The sequence below is a fragment of the Kosakonia sp. HypNH10 genome, assembly GCF_029850615.1.
GTDB classification, from domain to species: domain Bacteria; phylum Pseudomonadota; class Gammaproteobacteria; order Enterobacterales; family Enterobacteriaceae; genus Kosakonia; species Kosakonia cowanii.
Genome location: NZ_JAOTIU010000005.1, coordinates 133,769 through 152,050 on the forward strand (window position 1 = coordinate 133,769; position 18,282 = coordinate 152,050).

19 protein-coding genes are annotated in these 18,282 nt (G+C 50.4%); 13 read left to right on the top strand and 6 right to left on the bottom strand.

The window, feature by feature from the left end:
* Positions 1 to 199 precede the first annotated feature (199 nt).
* The 3 genes from rpmB (at position 200) to mutM (ending at position 1,512) form a co-directional block, all read left to right on the top strand.
* Positions 200 to 436: a 50S ribosomal protein L28 gene (gene rpmB / locus N7V53_RS15870; RefSeq protein ID WP_002436699.1), complete on the top strand. Its 237-nt coding sequence runs from the start codon at positions 200 to 202 to the stop codon at positions 434 to 436.
* A gap of 20 nt (positions 437 to 456) precedes the next feature.
* Positions 457 to 624 carry a 50S ribosomal protein L33 gene (gene rpmG / locus N7V53_RS15875; RefSeq protein ID WP_003024094.1) on the top strand — a complete coding sequence of 56 codons (168 nt, stop codon included), beginning with the start codon at positions 457 to 459 and terminating at the stop codon, positions 622 to 624.
* 78 nt (positions 625 to 702) lie between these two features.
* The gene (gene mutM / locus N7V53_RS15880) at positions 703 to 1,512 is read left to right on the top strand and encodes a bifunctional DNA-formamidopyrimidine glycosylase/DNA-(apurinic or apyrimidinic site) lyase (protein WP_124966982.1); all 810 of its coding nucleotides are present in this window, start codon (positions 703 to 705) and stop codon (positions 1,510 to 1,512) included.
* A gap of 39 nt (positions 1,513 to 1,551) precedes the next feature.
* On the opposite strand, the gene coaD is transcribed toward mutM, so the two are convergent.
* Together coaD and waaA are read right to left on the bottom strand one after the other, a co-directional pair.
* Entirely contained in the window at positions 1,552 to 2,031 is a 480-nt protein-coding gene (gene coaD / locus N7V53_RS15885; protein ID WP_279793965.1) for a pantetheine-phosphate adenylyltransferase, read from the bottom strand.
* 8 nt (positions 2,032 to 2,039) lie between these two features.
* Positions 2,040 to 3,317, bottom strand: coding sequence for a lipid IV(A) 3-deoxy-D-manno-octulosonic acid transferase (gene waaA / locus N7V53_RS15890; RefSeq protein ID WP_124966984.1), 1,278 nt, complete (start codon positions 3,315 to 3,317; stop codon positions 2,040 to 2,042).
* Between the two features lie 385 nt (positions 3,318 to 3,702).
* On the opposite strand from waaA, the gene rfaQ reads away from it, so the two are divergent.
* The 9 genes from rfaQ (at position 3,703) to N7V53_RS15935 (ending at position 12,622) form a co-directional block, all read left to right on the top strand.
* A complete protein-coding gene (gene rfaQ / locus N7V53_RS15895) occupies positions 3,703 to 4,755 on the top strand; it encodes a lipopolysaccharide core heptosyltransferase RfaQ (RefSeq protein WP_279793966.1) in 1,053 nt (350 codons plus the stop codon).
* On the top strand, positions 4,755 to 5,879 hold the full coding sequence (locus tag N7V53_RS15900; RefSeq protein WP_279793967.1) for a glycosyltransferase family 4 protein: 1,125 nt from the start codon (positions 4,755 to 4,757) through the stop codon (positions 5,877 to 5,879). Before rfaQ ends, N7V53_RS15900 begins: the two co-directional genes overlap by 1 nt.
* A complete protein-coding gene (gene rfaP, locus N7V53_RS15905; RefSeq protein WP_279793968.1) occupies positions 5,872 to 6,669 on the top strand; it encodes a lipopolysaccharide core heptose(I) kinase RfaP in 798 nt (265 codons plus the stop codon). Before N7V53_RS15900 ends, rfaP begins: the two co-directional genes overlap by 8 nt.
* A gap of 19 nt (positions 6,670 to 6,688) precedes the next feature.
* The gene (gene waaB, locus N7V53_RS15910) at positions 6,689 to 7,783 is read left to right on the top strand and encodes a lipopolysaccharide 1,6-galactosyltransferase (protein ID WP_279793969.1); all 1,095 of its coding nucleotides are present in this window, start codon (positions 6,689 to 6,691) and stop codon (positions 7,781 to 7,783) included.
* A complete protein-coding gene (gene waaO, locus N7V53_RS15915; protein WP_279793970.1) occupies positions 7,780 to 8,796 on the top strand; it encodes a lipopolysaccharide 3-alpha-galactosyltransferase in 1,017 nt (338 codons plus the stop codon). Before waaB ends, waaO begins: the two co-directional genes overlap by 4 nt.
* Before the next feature lie 20 nt (positions 8,797 to 8,816).
* Positions 8,817 to 9,839: a glycosyltransferase gene (locus N7V53_RS15920; RefSeq protein ID WP_270221906.1), complete on the top strand. Its 1,023-nt coding sequence runs from the start codon at positions 8,817 to 8,819 to the stop codon at positions 9,837 to 9,839.
* A gap of 20 nt (positions 9,840 to 9,859) precedes the next feature.
* Positions 9,860 to 10,558, top strand: coding sequence for a lipopolysaccharide core heptose(II) kinase RfaY (rfaY, locus tag N7V53_RS15925; RefSeq protein ID WP_279793972.1), 699 nt, complete (start codon positions 9,860 to 9,862; stop codon positions 10,556 to 10,558).
* Between the two features lie 97 nt (positions 10,559 to 10,655).
* Positions 10,656 to 11,513, top strand: a complete 858-nt coding sequence (gene waaZ, locus N7V53_RS15930) for a 3-deoxy-D-manno-oct-2-ulosonate III transferase WaaZ (protein WP_279793973.1) — start codon at positions 10,656 to 10,658, stop codon at positions 11,511 to 11,513.
* 14 nt (positions 11,514 to 11,527) lie between these two features.
* A complete protein-coding gene (locus tag N7V53_RS15935; protein ID WP_279793974.1) occupies positions 11,528 to 12,622 on the top strand; it encodes a glycosyltransferase family 9 protein in 1,095 nt (364 codons plus the stop codon).
* A gap of 34 nt (positions 12,623 to 12,656) precedes the next feature.
* On the opposite strand, the gene N7V53_RS15940 is transcribed toward N7V53_RS15935, so the two are convergent.
* Genes N7V53_RS15940 through rfaD form a run of 4 tightly spaced genes read right to left on the bottom strand, consistent with a single transcriptional unit; the run spans position 12,657 to position 16,868 of the window.
* Positions 12,657 to 13,913, bottom strand: coding sequence for an O-antigen ligase family protein (locus N7V53_RS15940; RefSeq protein ID WP_279793975.1), 1,257 nt, complete (start codon positions 13,911 to 13,913; stop codon positions 12,657 to 12,659).
* Positions 13,914 to 13,923: 10 nt separating this feature from the next.
* Positions 13,924 to 14,883 (bottom strand): lipopolysaccharide heptosyltransferase RfaC, encoded by a 960-nt coding sequence (gene rfaC, locus N7V53_RS15945; RefSeq protein ID WP_279793976.1) that lies wholly within the window; start codon positions 14,881 to 14,883, stop codon positions 13,924 to 13,926.
* A 3-nt stretch (positions 14,884 to 14,886) separates the two neighbouring features.
* Entirely contained in the window at positions 14,887 to 15,933 is a 1,047-nt protein-coding gene (rfaF, locus tag N7V53_RS15950; RefSeq protein ID WP_279793978.1) for an ADP-heptose--LPS heptosyltransferase RfaF, read from the bottom strand.
* A gap of 2 nt (positions 15,934 to 15,935) precedes the next feature.
* Positions 15,936 to 16,868 carry an ADP-glyceromanno-heptose 6-epimerase gene (gene rfaD / locus N7V53_RS15955; RefSeq protein ID WP_076769324.1) on the bottom strand — a complete coding sequence of 311 codons (933 nt, stop codon included), beginning with the start codon at positions 16,866 to 16,868 and terminating at the stop codon, positions 15,936 to 15,938.
* Between the two features lie 214 nt (positions 16,869 to 17,082).
* On the opposite strand from rfaD, the gene kbl reads away from it, so the two are divergent.
* Positions 17,083 to 18,276, top strand: coding sequence for a glycine C-acetyltransferase (gene kbl / locus N7V53_RS15960; RefSeq protein ID WP_124966997.1), 1,194 nt, complete (start codon positions 17,083 to 17,085; stop codon positions 18,274 to 18,276).
* The last annotated feature ends 6 nt before the right edge of the window (positions 18,277 to 18,282 follow it).

Sequence of the window (18,282 nt, forward strand, 5' to 3'; positions counted from 1 at the left end):
ATCGGGATCTTTGTCTGTTCGGGACTTGAGCACACCGCCGAGTCAGCGTATACTACGCCACCTTTGAGAATCTCGGGTTTGGCATTTGGGCCTGGCAATCGAGAGTTCACATAGAACTGCGATGACCGGGCTGTAAAGCCTGACGAGGCGCCAATACCCCATACGAAGCTCGAGCTAATTTGATTTTTGGAGAATAGACATGTCCCGAGTCTGCCAAGTTACTGGCAAGCGTCCGGTGACCGGTAATAACCGTTCCCACGCACTGAACGCGACTAAACGCCGTTTCCTGCCGAACCTGCACTCTCACCGTTTTTGGGTTGAGAGCGAAAAGCGTTTTGTCACCCTGCGTGTATCTGCTAAAGGTATGCGTGTAATTGATAAGAAAGGCATCGATACAGTTCTGTCTGAACTGCGTGCCCGTGGCGAAAAGTACTAAGTACTTAAAGGATATAAATCATGGCTAAAGGTATTCGTGAGAAAATCAAGCTGGTTTCTTCCGCTGGTACTGGTCACTTCTACACCACCACGAAGAACAAACGTACTAAGCCGGAAAAACTGGAACTGAAAAAGTTCGATCCAGTTGTCCGTCAGCACGTGCTGTACAAAGAAGCTAAAATTAAATAATTTTAGTTTTCTTGAACAAAAACCCCGCACTGTCGGGGTTTTTGCATTTCTGATAGCCCGCAAAAAGCCGGAGACGAGATGCCTGAATTACCTGAAGTTGAAACCAGCCGCAGAGGCATTGAGCCGCACCTGGTCGGTGAGACCATCCTGCATGCGGTGGTGCGTAACGGCCGCTTACGCTGGCCTGTTTCCGATGAGATCCACAGCCTGAGCGACAAGCCGGTGCTCAGCGTGCAGCGACGCGCTAAATACCTGCTGCTCGAACTGCCGGATGGCTGGATCATCATTCACCTCGGTATGTCCGGCAGTCTGCGCATTCTTCCCCATGAGCTTCCCGCACAAAAACATGACCATGTCGATCTGGTGATGAGCAACGGCAAAGTGCTGCGTTACACCGATCCGCGTCGTTTCGGTGCCTGGCTGTGGACCAAAGAGCTGGAAGGGCATAACGTGCTGGCGCATCTCGGCCCGGAGCCGCTGAGCGACGCCTTTAATGCCGACTATCTGCGGGAGAAGTGCGCGAAGAAGAAAACGGCGATCAAACCCTGGCTGATGGATAACAAGCTGGTGGTGGGCGTCGGGAATATTTATGCCAGCGAATCGCTGTTTGCCGCCGGGATCCATCCCGATCGGCTCGCTTCATCCCTCTCGCAGCAGGAGTATGAACTGCTGGTACGCGTGATCAAAGCGGTGCTGTTACGCTCCATTGAGCAGGGTGGAACGACGCTGAAAGACTTTCTGCAAAGCGACGGCAAACCGGGTTATTTCGCGCAGGAGTTGCAGGTTTACGGGCGAGAAGGGCAGCCGTGCCGCATCTGCGGTGCGCCAATCGTGGCGGCAAAACATGCGCAGCGCTCGACATTCTACTGCCGTCAGTGCCAGAAATAGGTGTGGAGTAAAGCCGGATAAGCTATCCGGCATCGAAGCTTATTTCAGCTTATCAAGCAGCGCCTGGTGAACCGGCTGCGGCAGGAAATGCGCGACGTCACCCTGATGGCGCGCCACCTCTTTGACCAGCGAAGAGGAGATAAACGACCACTCTTTCGACGGCATTAAATAGACGCTTTCCAGATCCGGCATCAGATGCCGGTTCATATGCGCCAGCTGCATCTCATACTCAAAATCCGCCACCGCGCGCAGACCGCGGATCAAGATCGTGGCCTGCTGGTCACGTGCGAAGTTGGCCATCAGATCGCTAAAACCGACTACCTTGACGTTTTGCAGATGCGCCGTTGCTTCTTGTGCCAGCGCAACGCGCTCATCAAGGCTAAACATCGGCTTCTTACTTGGGCTGGCGGCAATCGCCAGTATCAGCTCATCAAACATCGCGGCGGCACGGGTCACAATATCGATATGCCCGTTAGTGATGGGATCAAACGTACCAGGGTAGATTGCCCGCTTTTGCATAATCGACCTTATTGCGCTTTAGGTGGCAGATAGGGTTCCAGCAGTTGCAACAGAAGCTGCAGAGCGCCCTGGTTCTGGTAGAGCACTTCCACTGCGTGGCGACCGTAAAAACTCCGGTAATCTTCATCGGTCAACAAAGAGGTGATCTCTTTGATGAGCGCATCCACGTCGTTTACGGTGATCAACCCATCAGCCTGCGTCAACCGCGCGCAGATATCTTTGAAGTTGAACGTATGCGGCCCCATCAATACCGGGATCGCATGCGCGGCGGCTTCAAGAGGGTTATGCCCGCCTCTCTCTACCAGCGACCCGCCAACAAAGGCCAAATCGGCAATGCCGTAAAGCAGCATCAACTCGCCCATCGTGTCGCCAACCACCACCTGCGTGCTGGCAGAGGGGATCTCGCCGGAAGAGCGCGTGATGAAACTCAAACCCGCCTCCCGCACCATATTCACGGCGTCAGGGAAGCGTTCAGGATGACGTGGAACCAGAATCAAGAGTAAATCAGGAAACTGTTTTAGCAAGGCCTGATGCGCGAGCAGCATGATGCTCTCTTCGCCTTCGTGGGTGCTGGTAGCAATCCACACCGGGCGATGAGGTGCCCACTGACGACGCAGGGCGACAGCGCGGGAGGCAAGCTGCGGTGTGACAGAGATATCAAACTTCAGGCTACCGGTTACGGTAAGCTGATTGCGTTTGGCGCCAAGTGCGATAAAACGGTCGCCATCTTCGCTGTTTTGCGCGGCAATCAGCGTAATTTTGCGCAGCAGCTTCTGAATAAATTTACCCAGCTTCGCATAGCCAGCGGCGGAGCGCGCCGAGAGGCGGGCGTTGGCAATCACCAGCGGAATGTTTCGTTTATGCAGCGCGCTAATCAGGTTGGGCCACAGCTCGGTTTCCATGATCAACACTAGCTTGGGGTCGACCTTATCAAGGAAACGGTTTAGCGCGCCGGGCAGATCGTAAGGCAGATAGACATGCTGAACGTCGCCGCCAAATGCGGACATAACGCGTTCAGAGCCAGTTGGCGTCATGGTGGTAACGGTAATCGGCAAATCGGGATAGCGGTGACGTAAGGCGCGCACCAGCGGAATCGCCGCCAGAGTTTCGCCGACCGAGACGGAGTGCAGCATGATGCCGCCTGCTTTCAACGGCTTATTGTAGAAGCCATAGCGCTCGCCCCAGCGTTTGCGGTAAGCCGGAGCTTTTGCACCACGCACCCACAACCGCACCCAAATCAGCGGCTGAATGATGTACAGCAGTGTGGTGTAGAGCAATTGGAGCATAGTATGTTGCAGGCTTAGGAATGTGCTGGGGATTTTATGTATTTAGTACCGCCATTGCTATTACTTTTGCTGAAATCGGTCAAATTCACCTCTTATCACGTCATTAGTATCAATCTTATGAATTTTTTTTCATTTTTATATAATTTATTGAATGTTTCAGAACGTACCCATTATCACCATGCAGCATTGGTATGTTTTTATCTTGTTGATTTTTAGGATCATTATAAGGGCTTTGTTGAAAAGTGCTTCGAGTCGGATTGGTGATAAAGAAGTGGTACAATAAAAGATCTATAAGTGCGCAATATCAGTGTTCAGGTAGCTGTCGAGCCTGGGGCGGTAGCGTGCCTGTAATTTTTCACGGACATCACATCAAGAAGAGCCGATTGTGGAAAAGCCATTTCACCGAATTCTGGTTATTAAAATGCGTTTTCATGGAGACATGCTGCTGACCACGCCGGTCGTGAGCACGTTAAAACGCAACTATCCTGATGCGCGCATTGATATGCTGCTCTACAAAGACACAATGCCAATCCTATCCGAAAACCCGGAGATTCATGCTCTTTATGGCATGAGCAATAAAGGGGCGTCATCAAAGGAAAAGATACAGAATTTCTTCTCTCTTGTGAGCCAATTACGCAAGAATAATTACGATCTCATCGTCAACCTGACGGATCAACATATCGTGGCGCCGCTGGTACGTTGTCTGCCAGCAAAAGTGAAAATTTCACAGGATTACGCCCATCGTCAGTCCGCTTTCTGGAAAAAGAGTTTTACCCATCTCGCGCCGTTTGCCGGTGAGCACGCGGTAGAGCGTAACTTATCGACCCTTGCTCCGCTGGGCATCACTGACTTCTGTCGTGAAACCACCATGAGCTACGCGCCCGAACACTGGGAGCATATGCGCAGCGCGCTGAATAAAGCAGACGTTGGTGAACACTATGTTGTCGTGCAGCCGACTGCCCGACAGCTGTTTAAATGCTGGGACAATGAAAAATTCTCGCAGGTGATTGATGCCCTGCAAGCCCGGGGCTATGACGTTGTGCTGACCTCCGGTCCTGGCGCGGACGATCTCGCCTGCGTTGAGGAGATTGCCCGCGGATGCGCGCGCAGGCCCGTCACCTCTCTGGCGGGTAAAACACGTTTTCCTGAACTTGGCGCTTTAATTGCCCACGCCGCGCTGTTTATCGGCGTGGATTCCGCGCCAGGTCATATCGCCGCCGCGGTGAAAACGCCGATTATCTGTCTCTTTGGCGCGACCGACCACGTTTTCTGGCGCCCGTGGAGCGACAACATCATTCAGTTCTGGGCCGGCAATTATCAGCCGATGCCTGCGCGCAGCCAGCTGGACAGAAACAAGAAATATCTCTCCGTCATTCCGGCAGAAGATGTCATCGCGGCAACGGAGAAAATGTTGCCCTCTTTAGAAGGCGTCTCCTGATGATTGTCGCTTTCTGTTTATACAAATATTTTCCCTTCGGCGGTCTGCAGCGCGACTTTATGCGTATTGCGCAAACCGTTGCCGGGCGCGGGCATCATGTCAGGGTTTATGTCCAGTCCTGGGAAGGCGATGTGCCAGCCGGGTTTGAGCTGATCCGCGTCCCGGTCTCCTCGCGCACCAACCACGGTCGCAACGCCGAATATCACGCCTGGGTAGTGGCGCATCTGGCGCAGCATCCCGCCGATCGCGTGGTCGGCTTTAATAAAATGCCGGGCCTTGATGTCTATTATGCGGCCGATGTTTGTTACGCCGAAAAAGTGGCCCAGGAGAAGGGCTTTTTCTACCGCCTGACGTCTCGCTATCGCCATTATGCCGCCTTTGAGAAAGCGACCTTTGAACAAGGGAAAGCGACGCAGCTGCTGATGCTGACGGATAAACAGATCGGCGATTTTCAACGGCACTACCATACAGAAAGCGACAGGTTTCACATTCTGCCACCGGGGATCTATCCGGATCGTAAATACAGCCAGCAGATCGCCAATGCCCGCCAGATCTTCCGTGAAAAAAATGGCATCGCGGACGATCAGTTCTGGCTGTTACAGGTCGGATCCGATTTCAGCAGGAAAGGCGTTGATCGAACGCTTGCCGCTGTTGCCGCGCTGCCAGAAGCATTAAGAAAGAAAACGACGCTGTTTGTGGTCGGTCAGGACAAGCCCGGACGCTTTGCCGCACAGGCGGCGAAGGCAGGCATCAAAGAGAATGTGCACTTCTTTTCAGGGCGCAGCGATGTAGCTGAACTGATGGCGGGTGCCGATCTGCTGATGCATCCGGCTTACCAGGAAGCGGCGGGCATTGTGCTGCTCGAAGCGATAACCGCCGGCCTGCCGGTGATCGTCAGCGCCGTTTGTGGATATGCGCACTATATTTCTCGCGCGCAGTGCGGCGTGGTAATTGACGAACCATGGTCTCAGGCCACGTTAAACGAGGCGCTACAGCATGCGCTGCAAGAGCCAGCCTTGCGCGAAGCGTGGGCTGCGCGGGCGCGCCACTTCGCGGACACAGAAGATCTTTATAGCCTGCCGGAGAGAGCGGCGGACATCATTACGGGTGAAGTGAATGGTTGAATTGAAAGAGCCGCTGGCGACACTCTGGCGGGGTAAAGATGCGTTTACTGAAGTTGAAAAGTTACAGGGAGAGGTGTTTCGCCAGCTAGAAACGCGCCGCACCCTGCGTTTTGAACTTGCCGGTAAAAGCTATTTCCTGAAATGGCATCAGGGCACCGCGTTTAAAGAGGTAGTGAAAAACCTGCTTTCGCTGCGCCTGCCGGTGCTGGGTGCCGATCGCGAGTGGAAAGCCATTCATCGTCTGCATGATGCGGGTGTTGATACCATGCACGGCGTTGGGTTCGGCGAAAAGGGTGCCAACCCTATCAATAAAACCTCCTTTATTATCACTGAAGATCTGACGCCAACCATTAGTCTGGAAGATTATTGCGCCGACTGGCTGAAGAGGCCGCCGGAACCGCGCGTTAAACGGATGATTATTCGGCGCGTCGCGACCATGGTGCGCAAGATGCATCAGGCTGGCGTAAACCATCGCGACTGTTATATCTGCCATTTTCTGCTTCATCTGCCGTTTGACGGCGATGAGCAGCATCTGAAAATCTCGGTGATCGATCTTCATCGTGCGCAAATGCGCGCGCATGTGCCGACGCGCTGGCGCGATAAGGATCTGATTGGGCTCTACTTCTCTTCACTCAATATTGGTCTTACCCAGCGGGATATCTGGCGTTTTCTTACGGTTTACTTTGCCGCGTCGCCGCGAAAGATTGTTCAGCAAGAAGCGGGATTATTAGCGCAAGCGCAGGCCCGGGCTGAAAGGATCCGCGAACGAACGGAACGAAAGTCTCTCTAAAATGAGAAGTGGTCACTCAATGAAAATTGCATTTGTTGGCGAAGCCGTATCGGGCTTTGGTGGCATGGAAACGGTCATCAAAGCTGTCATTCATTCGTTTCAGCAAGACGCCTTTGCACAGTGTGAGATGTTCTTTTTTTGCCGTAACGACAAAATGGATAAAGGATGGCTGGCAGGGATTAACGCCGCTTACTCCTTCTCGAACAGTAAACTTAGCTTCCTCAGGCGCGCGATACATATCCGTAATTTCAAGCGCTGGGTAGATGAGCATAAGCCCGACCTCGTTATCTGTATTGATACACCTTCCTGCTTTCTGGCAAACAGAGCCAAGCGGAAATGCAAACATCGTTTTACCGTTTTGTCCTGGCCGCATTTCTCGCTGGATCATAAAAAGCACGGCGACTGTGTAGCCTGGGCTGATTACCACCTCGCGATAAGCAGCGGCATCAAAAGGCAGATGGAGGCGCGGGATATTGTGCCGGAGGTAATCCACGTCATCTATAACCCGGTCGAACCGCAGGCTGATACGATCCCCGCCCCGAATGCGGATGAGATCACGACCTTCTTATATGTCGGCAGGATGAAGTTTGAAGGGCAGAAACGGGTTAAAGATCTGCTTGATGGCCTCGCGCAGGTCAAGGGCGACTGGCATCTGCATGCGATTGGCGATGGCTCGGATTTTGAAAAGTGCAGGGCCTACGCGCGCAAGCTCAATATCGACCGCAACATCACCTGGCATGGCTGGCAGGCTCAGCCCTGGGACGTGGTCAGGGACAAGATAAAAAAAGTCTCCGCATTGCTGCTGACCTCATCTTTTGAAGGCTTCGGCATGGTGCTGCTGGAGGCGATGGCGTGGGGCATTCCCTGTATCAGTGCAAACTGTGTGGCCGGCCCGGAAGATATTATTCGCCAGGGCGTGAATGGTTACCTCTACCCGCCGGGCGAAATGGCTGAGTTTGTGACATTGCTACAGCAGGTCGTTGATCGTCGTACCTCGTTCCAGCCGGATACGATTAAGCAGTCAATCAACGGGTTTTACAGCGAAACATATAATCGAAATATGCGAGAGGCGATTCGCTCTGTCCTCGCTGCACTGACAACGAGCATTAAATGAGCCAAACTTATTTTGATGAGAAAGAAGTGATTCTTTCGATAAAGGATTATAACTATTTATCTGATGCTGGCATCAGTACGTTTAATATCGCTTACGGCATCGATAAAAACTTTCTTTATGGATGTGGGATCTCGATAGCGTCAATTCTTTTAAATAATAAAGATAAGCGTTTATCCTTCCATGTCTTTACGGATTATATAACCGAAGAGGATAACAAAAAATTCTCTTCACTCGCAGAGCAGTACCAGTCAAGAATTACGGTTTATCTGGTGAACTGCGATAAATTAAAATCGCTTCCCAGCACCAAAAACTGGACCTATGCGACCTATTTCCGCTTCATTATCGCTGATTACTTTACGGAAAAAGCCGACCGCGTGCTCTATCTTGATGCGGATATCGCCTGTCAGGGTAGCGTCCAGGAGCTGATTGATCTTGAGTTCAAGGATCATGAGATCGCCGCGGTTGTTGCTGAAGGTGATATCACCTGGTGGCAAAAGCGGGCGGTAAGCCTGGACTCGCCAGGATTAGTTAGCGGTTATTTTAATGCGGGTTTTTTGCTGATTAATATCCCGTGCTGGACAGCGAATGATATCTCGCGGAATGCGATTGAAATGTTACGCGATCCGATTGTCGCCAGCAAAATTACGCATCTCGATCAAGATGTATTGAATATGCTGCTGGTGAATAAAGCGAAGTTTATTGATAAAAAATTTAATACTCAGTACAGCATTAATTATGAATTGAAAACCGGTGTATTAAATCCGGTAAACGAAAAGACGGTATTTATTCATTATATTGGGCCAACAAAGCCGTGGCACGACTGGTCGGACTATCCTGTTTCACAGGGCTTTCTGCGGGCGAAAAGAGAGTCGCCGTGGAAAAATGATCGCTTACTGAAGCCAACCAATGCAAATCAGTATCGATACTGTGCCAAGCATATGCTGCATCAGAAGAAGTTCGTTAAAGGGTTGATTAGTTATTTGTTCTATTTTCAAAAGAAAATCGCAAACTAAAAAAATACATAGGTGATGCAGTGGACTCATTTCCAGGTATTAAAATTTCTGAATTCGAAGTTTTTGATCATAGCAAAGAGAAAACAACCAACGCTCTAAACATCGCCTATGGAATTGATCGCAACTATCTTGATTGGGTTGGCGTATCAATAACGTCGATTGTAATCAATAACAGCATCAGCATTAATTACCACATCATTTCAGATGAGTATGATGACTGTTTCCTGAAGCGAATAGCGGTTCTGGCTGAGAAGTATGCAATCAAAATCAGCTTATACTTGATTAATGCTGAATGCCTGAGCGATCTTCCGAGCACCAAAATATGGTCACGCGCCATGTATTTCAGGTTGTTCGCCTTTGAATACTTCAGCAACAGCTTCGATAAGTTGCTCTATCTCGACGCCGACGTCTTTTGTAAAGGTAAGCTTGACGAGCTGGCTGGGTGTAATCTTGAAAACGTTGCCGCCGCAGTGGTCAGGGATGTTGATTCGATGCAAAGTAAAGCCATCGAAAGATTAAAAGACCCTGACATCCGCAACAATTATTTCAACTCTGGCGTGGTGTTTGCCAATCTTAAAGAGTGGGTAAAAAACGATCTCACTAATCGTGCATTCTCCATTCTGCTTGATAAAAATAACTGTGGCATACAATTTAAGTATCCGGATCAGGATGTGCTTAATGTATTACTAAAAGATAAAGTCCATTTCCTGCCGGGAAAATTTAATACAATTTACACCATTAAGAGTGAGTTAAAAGATCGCACTCACCAGAATTTCAAGAATATTATTTCGGATGAAACAGTATTAATACACTATACAGGTGCAACAAAACCCTGGCATAAATGGGCGACGTATCCATCCACCATCTACTATCAAACTGCGTTAGCTGCGTCACCATGGAAAGATCAACCGCCGCGTGACGCAAGAACATTTATTGAGTTTAAGAAGAGATACAAACATCTTCTGGTGCAACATAAATATATGGCAGGTATCAAAGCAGGTTTTTTATATCTTCTGAGAAAATATTCTTTACATTCAAAATAAAATAATAGCTGGTTTAATTTATGAGTGACAAATATCAAGTTGGGGATTATGTTGTTTTCACCAAAACAGGGGGTGAAAAATACCTGAAAATCTTTAAAGATTTCATGGATTATAATCTCGATGTGATAAAAGTTTTTCGTAGTATTGATGACACAAAAGTTGTGTTAATCAATACGGAATATGGTAAGTACATTTTAAAAGTCTTCGCACCTAAGCAGAAAAAAACAGAGCGTTTTCTCAAGTCTATTTTCAAGGGCGATTACTATGAGGCCTTGTTTCATCAGACTGAACGCATCAGGAAAAATGGCGCTGGTGCAATCAATGATTTTTATCTGCTGGCGGCTAAAAAGACATTTCGCTTTGCCCACTCCTATATTATGTTAATTGAATATATTGATGGTATTGAGTTAGCAGACTTTACCTCTATTGATGATGAACTGAAACAAAAAATAAAATTATCGATAGATGAGTTGCATAAAAATGGTATGGTTTCAGGCGATCCGCATAAAGGCAATTTTATCATTCAAGGCGGTGAGGTTCGCATCATCGATTTGTCAGGTAAATCGCCATCCCGGATACGAAAAGCCAAAGACCGCATCGACCTCGAGCGACATTACGGTATTGTTAATAGCGTGAAGGATCTTGGCTACTACCAGTTCGTTTATAAGAAAAAGATACGTAATTTTATTCGTAGGGTTAAAGGCAAACCGGTTCGCTGAAAAAGTATAAAAATTTTTCAAGTTTGGCCCGCATTATTAAAGATAAGCATATTGTTAGTCTGAAACAGTAATATGTATTAATCCCAACAGGTTTATTATGAAAAATATTAAATATATTACACATGCATGTGTTGAACGGTTGAAAAGACACAAGTCTTCAGATGACATTGTTATCTTTCTGTCTGGGCCTACGTCAAAGAAGACACCTCTGTCGATTCTTCGAACTCGTGATGTGATCGCGGTCAACGGGTCAGCCGCATATTTAATCGAGAACGATATTACTCCGTTGATTTACGTTTTAACGGACGCCCGCTTTTTGCTGCAGCGACGCGATGATTTTTATCACTTCAGCCGCAGCAGCCGTTTTACCATCGTTAACGCAGATGTGTACGAGGCGGCATCGGAGGAGGATAAGCGTTATCTGCGCGAAAATTGCCTGGTCCTGCGCGCCTTCTACAAACGGGAAAAAGGTGGGGCGGTTAAAAAGGTAAAGTTTCTGATGAAAAGCCGCCTGCATAAAAATTTACTCATCAATATCCCATGGTCAAAGAAAGGGCGTCTGGTCGGCTTCAGTAAAGATATCGCTTTGGGCTACTGCTCATGCCATACGGTGGCTTACACCGCGATTCAAATTGCGTATTCGTTGCAGTACAGTGCCATTATTTGCTCAGGCCTCGACCTGACGAATACCTGCCGCCGCTTTTATGATGAAAGCAATAATCCGATGCCATCTGAATTAAGTAAAGATCTGCCCAAGATCTTACCTTTCTTTATCTTTATGCGGGCTAACATTCCCGATATTAATATCTTTAATCTTTCGGATGATACTGCAATTAGTTACGACATCATTCCTTTCATTCAACCCGATGAACTTGAAAATAATCATTATAAAAAAAGTCGCGAGTTGCATGAAAAAATTGATTTCGAACGCAAAGCAAATACCTTTGCTAACTAGTGACAGAAACCTTTTTGGTAAGAAAAATGCGCCTTGGAACTTTCCACAAGAAGAAAAAGCATTTAATCAATAAAATTAAAATCAACTTCCTCTCTGTGTTGTTTAAAAACAGAAGGGGAGCTGATATTGATGGCAAAAGCATAAAAAGCTGCTTGTTAATTCATGACAACAGTAAGATTGGCGACCTGATTGTTCTCAGCGCGCTTTACAGAATACTGGCCAGAAAAGGTATCACATTATCGATACTCTCTTGCGGCACGGGGCACGCTTTCCTCAAAGCGCACCCGCATATTGAACAGCTGTTTATAAAAAAATCAAACAGCCTGACGGAAACGCTTAAACTCCGACGCCAGTTACGAGAGCGGCAGTTCGATGTTGTTCTGGATCCCTTCGAAACGTTTCCCTGCTTTGGTCATGCGCTCCTGCTCTCCGGTTTTCGGGATTCGTACGTGCTGGGATTTGATAAATGGTACAAGCGCTACTATTCGCGCTATAACCCTCATGACGAGCAGTTGAATGAGCATATGTCTTCGCGCACAAACGTCATTGTGCGACAGCTTTTCGGCAGCGATGCAGACGATGATTATCGCTACGATATCGCTATTCCGGCCGAGGTCGAGGATGCGGTGAGTGCGTTGGTAGGATCGTCTGATGTTGTTGTTATCAATCCACTGGGCGCCAAGAAGATTTGCCGCCTTTCATCTGAACAGATGATGCATATCCACAGTTGGTTTGCACAGCATCATCCTGGCCTGAGAATTATCTATACTGGCCATCCGGATGACTTATCGACCATCCCTGTAAGCAATATTGAAACGCTGCCCTATCCTGATTTTATCTATACCGTAGCCTTAACGAAGCTCAGCAAATACGTTGTCTCCGTCGATACCGCACTGGTGCATATCGCTTCAGCCTTTAACCGGCCAATGCTGGCGCTCTACCCTCAGGCACGCACCGTCGAGTATCCGTCGCCGCTCATTTGGGCACCAAATAACGAGTGCGCGCAGCAAATTATCTCTCCCACGCATTTCGTTTCTGATATCGATGAGCGCACGTTAGTTCACGGGCTGGAAAGGCTGATGTCAGGCAGGATGAACGCAACGCAATAAAATGGCCACACGCGGTGGCCATTAATTCATCATGCTATTGCGTGCTGCGAATCTTATTGAAGAGTAAAAGTAGTGTCAGGCCGCAGATAATGATAATCGGCACGCTTCTCGCCCAAATAAGTACGTCGCTTAGCCCGGTGCCAATTATTGCAAGGCTGAAAGCAAATAGCCCCAGCGCACGATAGTACCAGGCGGAAAAGATCAGCGCGGCATAAAAACAGAGAACGGAAATTACGCCAATAATACCCTTGAGTGAGGCATTCTCGACAATTTCGTTATGCAGATGAACATTGATATATACCATCGCAGAGCTTAACGTCTTATCTTTGACGATTAGATTTTCAACTTCCTGCGAGCGTTCTTCAGCCGAACGCCATTTCAATGGCGCTTCTTTAAAGAGCGTCATACCGGACCTGTACATTGCAAACCGTGCACCGAGGGAGGAGTTACCATCCCCTTGCTGATATAAGTTTATATCGTTAACGGCGGCATCGTACCGACTGGAGATTGAATGGCTAAACACGAGTCCAAGAACAATCATCAATGCTAAGAAACCACACATTCCCAGAAGAAGTTTTTTCGTATTCTTAAGGTAATAAGTAGCGATGGTGACACAGCAGATGATTGGGAAAATCAAGATAGATGAGCGGGTCTGTGTCATCACCAGAGCAGCAAAGACCATCACCGTGTTCAGCACAAATAACAGCGGATGTCTTCTGGATGTATACAGGATGGATACCGCGCTGATCAACCCAACCAGCATGATGGAGTAAGCGGCGCCCGTTGACGTGCCGATACCAAAATCAATCCTGTCCATGCCGATAGAGAATTTCTGAAACAGCGCGTAGCCCAGAATAATAAAAGAGACTGAGTAGAGAAGATAAAGGAGCACGCTGCTCTTGTACTTAATTTTTGTCGTGGCGGCCAGCAATACGATAAAGAAACCAAAAATAAAGACCCGCACGGTATTGATGTAGTTATGGTACGTCGCCTGAAAGGGCGAGTTACTAACTTTAAAAAGCTTGTACCAGATAAGATCGATGATGCCAATAAACAGAATGGAAGCGGGCAATGCGAAAATCTTCCAGTTTATATTTGACGACCTTCCTTTAATTATTAGCGTTAATATTGCAAGGATCCCGCAGATATTAAACAGCTTCATGCTCAAGTTATTATTTATCATCGCGACGACCAGCGTAGCGGCGCTAATGATAAACGTACCATACTCCATAATAAAGGCGGCTTTCTCACTTCGCCCCTTCCAGGTTTGCGCATTCATCGAGACTGGCATTCACTTTCCTTTATGCTAAACAGGCTATCTCATTAAAAACGTTATCTGCGCTGAGATGGGCTAAGTCGCCATCAGTTGCGCGGCATATATGCTGGTTTTTTCCATACCCGCCAATAAGCCCGGGATCGGTTGGGCCATATAACGTGATATTTGGTCGATCCAGTGCCGCCGTCAAATGACTGAGGCCCGTATCCACCGACACCACGAACTTCGCGCCAGCAAGTGTCTGCGCGACCTTCTCAAGAGTCATCTTCGGCAACACTTCAACGTAATCAAACCCTTGCGCTAACCGCTTCGCACGCGCCTCTTCATGCGCGGCTCCCCAGGGGAGCTTTATCTGCAAGCCGCTGCCGTTAAGCAGGCCAATCAATGTGCGCCAGTGGCTCTCCGGCCAGTGTTTATCATCGCGCGTGGTGGCATGTAAAAAGACGGCATAGGAGGAAGCTGGCACAGCGCTGGAGGTGAAATGCTGCGCAATAGCGTAGTCGCCCTGCGCCTGCGGTTTGGCGTAGCCCAGACTCTTCGCAAAGAGCTCGCGCGTCCGTTCAACCGCGTGTTGCTGCTTCGCAATGGCGTGACGGCGATTATAGAACAGGCTCGCCAGCGGCTCGCGCGCGGATTGCCAGTCCATCCCATGTTTCACGCCATGCGCCAGCCGGGTGACCAGCGCGGCGCTCTTCACCAGCCCCTGCGCGTCAATGATGGCGTCATACTGCCTCTCCTTCACCGCGTTGCGAAACGCCTGGCGCTCTGCTGTAACAGGCGCGGAAAACCACGCTTTGCGCCAGCGGCGGATCGCCACCGGGATAACGCGATCGACCGCTGCATGCCAGGAAGGAATTTGCGCAAACCCCTCTTCCACCACCCAATCAAAACGAATGCCTGGAATGGCCTGCGCGGCATCGGTCAGCGCAGGCAGCGTGTGCAGCACATCGCCCATTGACGAGGTTTTCACAATCAAGACCCGCATCGCTTATCCTTCTGCTGCCAGCAACAAACCATTCAACTCATCCAGCACGCGCTGCGGCGTAATATCGATCAGGCTCTGGTGATACCCTTCCGCGGCATCGCCTTTGCGCACCTTATGGTAGCCAGAGATTAAGCGGATCACGCGCGCTTTGTGGGAGAGCGGCGGCGTGAAATCGGGGCTGCTTGGGCCATAGAGCGCAACCAGCGGGCGATCGAGCGCGGCGGCAACGTGCATCAAGCCTGAATCATTACTTACCACCGCTTTACAGGCGGCAATCAGTACCACGGCCTGCTCCAGCTGCGTTTCTCCCGCCAGGTTGCGGCACCACGCCTGTTGCTCAACGCTCAGCGCGGCCAAAATCTGATTACCCGCGTCGTGATCTTTTGCCGAGCCGAACAGCAGCACCTGATAGCCTTCATCAATCAGCTGTTTCGCCAGCTCAGCATAGTGATAGTGCGGCCAGCGTTTCGCCGGGCCAAACTCTGCCCCGGGACAAAAACCGATCATCGGGCGCTCAGACGAAAGATCGAAGGTGGCGCAAACCTGTAGCTTCTCACTCTCATTGACCTGCAACTGCGGCCATAACAGCGGCTGCGGCAGATCTTTCGCCGAGTGCATCACGCCTTTGTCATACGCCAGCGCAACATAGCGCTCGACCATCAGCGGCCAGACTTGCTTATCCAGCACGCGCGCATCGTTAAGTACGCCGTAGCGCATCTCGCCGCGCCAGCCGGTACGGTGCGGAATGCCGGCAAAGAAGGGAACCAGCGCAGATTTAAAGGAGTTAGGCAGCACGTAGGCGCGATCGTAACGCCGTTCGCGCAGGCTGTGTCCCAGCTTACGGCGCGCGCCAATCTCCAGCGCGCCGTGACCGAGCGGCATCGGGATCGCCTCGTTAACTTCCGGCATGCGCGATAAAAGCGGACGGCACCACGCGGGTGCCATCACATCGATTATCGCCTGGGGAAAGCGCGCCTTCAGCGTGCGGTAGAGACTTTGCGACATCATCATGTCGCCCACCCAGGAGGGTCCAATGACCAGAATTTTCATACTTACGCGTCGCGGTTCAGCCAGGCCATATATTCGCTCACGCCTTCAGCCACGGTTTTAAACGGCTTGTCGTAGCCCGCCGCGCGCAGGTTGGTGAGATCGGCCTGCGTAAACGCCTGATAGCGGCCTTTCAGCTTGTCCGGGAACGGGATGTACTCAATGCTGCCTTTTTTATGGAAAGCGAGCGTTGCATCCGCTACGGCCTGGAAGGACTCCGCGCGGCCGGTGCCGAGGTTAAAGATGCCGGAGACACCGTTTTCCCAGAACCAGAGATTGACCGCCGCCACATCGCCAACGTAGACGAAATCGCGCTTGAAGTTGTCGCTGCCTTCAAACAGTTTCGGGCTCTCGCCGTTGTTCAACTGCGTATTGAGATGGAAAGCGACGCTCGCCATGCTGCCTTTGTGCCCTTCGCGCGGGCCATAGACGTTGAAATAGCGGAAGCCGACAATCGGTGAGTTCGCTTCTGGCAGAATGCTACGTACATACTCGTCGAACAGCATTTTCGAGTAGCCGTAGACGTTAAGCGGCTTTTCATATTCGCGCGATTCAATAAAGTCAGAGGTGCGTCCGCCGTAAGTGGCTGCGGATGAGGCATACAGGAAGGGGATTTCGCGCTCCAGGCAGTAGTGCAGCAGCTCTTTGGAGTACTGATAGTTGTTCTCCATCATGTACTTGCCATCCCACTCGGTGGTAGAGGAGCACGCACCTTCATGGAACACCGCTTCAATCTCGCCGAACTCTTCGCCAGACATAATCTGGATCAGAAAATCCTCTTTATCCATATAGTCGGCGATATGCAAGTCGACCAGATTGACAAACTTAGTGCCGTCTTTCAGGTTGTCCACCACCAGGATATCGGTGATGCCTTTGTCATTCAGGGCTTTAACGATATTGCTGCCGATAAAACCCGCGCCGCCAGTGACGATGATCATAACTGTACCTTTGCAAAATGAAGCGTTGAGACAATCTCAGACACGAATAACTTTATCATACCATCACATTGCTGCCCCTTCAGCCATTCCCCGGGAAAGGGGAGGGCTATGCGTGATTTATGCTGCAAAACGGATAAGCAGTGAAGCGTCATCTCGTATCAACGTATAGCTTTGGGTAATATGTGCCGAAATTTGCCCAGTCTGGAGAATTGCGATGCGTGGGGATTTTTATCAACAGTTAACGAACGATCTGCAAACCGCACGTGCGGAAGGGTTGTTCAAAGAGGAACGCATTATCACGTCAGCGCAGCAGGCTGACATCACCGTGGCGAATGGTAGCCACGTCATCAACTTCTGCGCCAACAACTACCTTGGTCTCGCCAACCACCCGGAGCTGATTGCCGCCGCAAAAGCCGGTATGGATAGCCACGGTTTCGGCATGGCCTCGGTGCGCTTTATCTGCGGCACGCAGGATAGCCACAAAGTACTGGAGAAGAAGCTGGCCGACTTCCTCGGCATGGAAGACTCCATTCTTTACTCCTCCTGCTTCGATGCGAACGGCGGGCTGTTTGAGACGCTGCTCGGCGCGGAAGATGCCATCATTTCTGATGCCCTCAACCACGCATCGATCATTGACGGCGTGCGTCTGTGTAAAGCGAAGCGCTACCGTTACGCCAACAATGACATGCAGGAGCTGGAAGCCCGTCTGCAAGAAGCGCGTGCAGCAGGGGCCCGCCACGTGCTGATCGCCACCGACGGCGTCTTCTCAATGGATGGCGTGATCGCCAACCTGCAAGGAGTCTGCGACCTGGCAGATAAATATGATGCGCTGGTGATGGTCGATGACTCGCACGCAGTCGGTTTTGTCGGTGCCAACGGCCGCGGAACCCACGAATATTGCGACGTGATGGGCCGGGTCGACATCATTACCGGAACGCTTGGCAAAGCGCTCGGCGGCGCATCAGGCGGTTATACCGCTGCGCGTAAAGAGGTGGTGGAGTGGCTGCGTCAGCGTTCGCGCCCTTATCTCTTCTCCAACTCGCTGGCGCCTGCGATTGTCAGCGCCTCGATCAAAGTACTGGAGATGCTGGAGTCCGGCGGCGAACTGCGCGATCGCCTGTGGGCCAACGCCCGCCTGTTCCGCGAACAGATGAGCGCCGCGGGCTTTACGCTGGCGGGTGCCGATCACGCCATTATCCCGGTGATGCTGGGCGATGCCGTGGTGGCGCAAAACTTTGCCCGCGAACTGCAAAAAGAGGGCATTTACGTCACGGGCTTCTTCTTCCCGGTGGTGCCGAAAGGCCAGGCGCGTATTCGTACACAGATGTCGGCGGCCCATACGCCTGAACAAATTGAACGCGCGGTAGCAGCCTTTACCCGCATTGGTAAACAACTGGGTGTGATCTGAGGACGT

What these genes read in the sequence shown, in the direction of transcription:
- waaB (WP_279793969.1), top strand. Translation starts at nt 6,689, where the DNA reads ATGAAAATTGCATTTGTTGGCGAAGCCGTATCGGGCTTTGGTGGCATG.
- coaD (WP_279793965.1), bottom strand. Translation starts at nt 2,031, where the DNA reads ATGCAAAAGCGGGCAATCTACCCTGGTACGTTTGATCCCATCACTAAC.
- waaA (WP_124966984.1), bottom strand. Translation starts at nt 3,317, where the DNA reads ATGCTCCAATTGCTCTACACCACACTGCTGTACATCATTCAGCCGCTG.
- waaO (WP_279793970.1), top strand. Translation starts at nt 7,780, where the DNA reads ATGAGCCAAACTTATTTTGATGAGAAAGAAGTGATTCTTTCGATAAAG.
- mutM (WP_124966982.1), top strand. Translation starts at nt 703, where the DNA reads ATGCCTGAATTACCTGAAGTTGAAACCAGCCGCAGAGGCATTGAGCCG.
- rpmB (WP_002436699.1), top strand. Translation starts at nt 200, where the DNA reads ATGTCCCGAGTCTGCCAAGTTACTGGCAAGCGTCCGGTGACCGGTAAT.
- rfaY (WP_279793972.1), top strand. Translation starts at nt 9,860, where the DNA reads ATGAGTGACAAATATCAAGTTGGGGATTATGTTGTTTTCACCAAAACA.
- N7V53_RS15900 (WP_279793967.1), top strand. Translation starts at nt 4,755, where the DNA reads ATGATTGTCGCTTTCTGTTTATACAAATATTTTCCCTTCGGCGGTCTG.
- waaZ (WP_279793973.1), top strand. Translation starts at nt 10,656, where the DNA reads ATGAAAAATATTAAATATATTACACATGCATGTGTTGAACGGTTGAAA.
- kbl (WP_124966997.1), top strand. Translation starts at nt 17,083, where the DNA reads ATGCGTGGGGATTTTTATCAACAGTTAACGAACGATCTGCAAACCGCA.
- rfaF (WP_279793978.1), bottom strand. Translation starts at nt 15,933, where the DNA reads ATGAAAATTCTGGTCATTGGACCCTCCTGGGTGGGCGACATGATGATG.
- rfaC (WP_279793976.1), bottom strand. Translation starts at nt 14,883, where the DNA reads ATGCGGGTCTTGATTGTGAAAACCTCGTCAATGGGCGATGTGCTGCAC.
- N7V53_RS15940 (WP_279793975.1), bottom strand. Translation starts at nt 13,913, where the DNA reads ATGCCAGTCTCGATGAATGCGCAAACCTGGAAGGGGCGAAGTGAGAAA.
- rfaD (WP_076769324.1), bottom strand. Translation starts at nt 16,868, where the DNA reads ATGATCATCGTCACTGGCGGCGCGGGTTTTATCGGCAGCAATATCGTT.
- rfaP (WP_279793968.1), top strand. Translation starts at nt 5,872, where the DNA reads ATGGTTGAATTGAAAGAGCCGCTGGCGACACTCTGGCGGGGTAAAGAT.
- rpmG (WP_003024094.1), top strand. Translation starts at nt 457, where the DNA reads ATGGCTAAAGGTATTCGTGAGAAAATCAAGCTGGTTTCTTCCGCTGGT.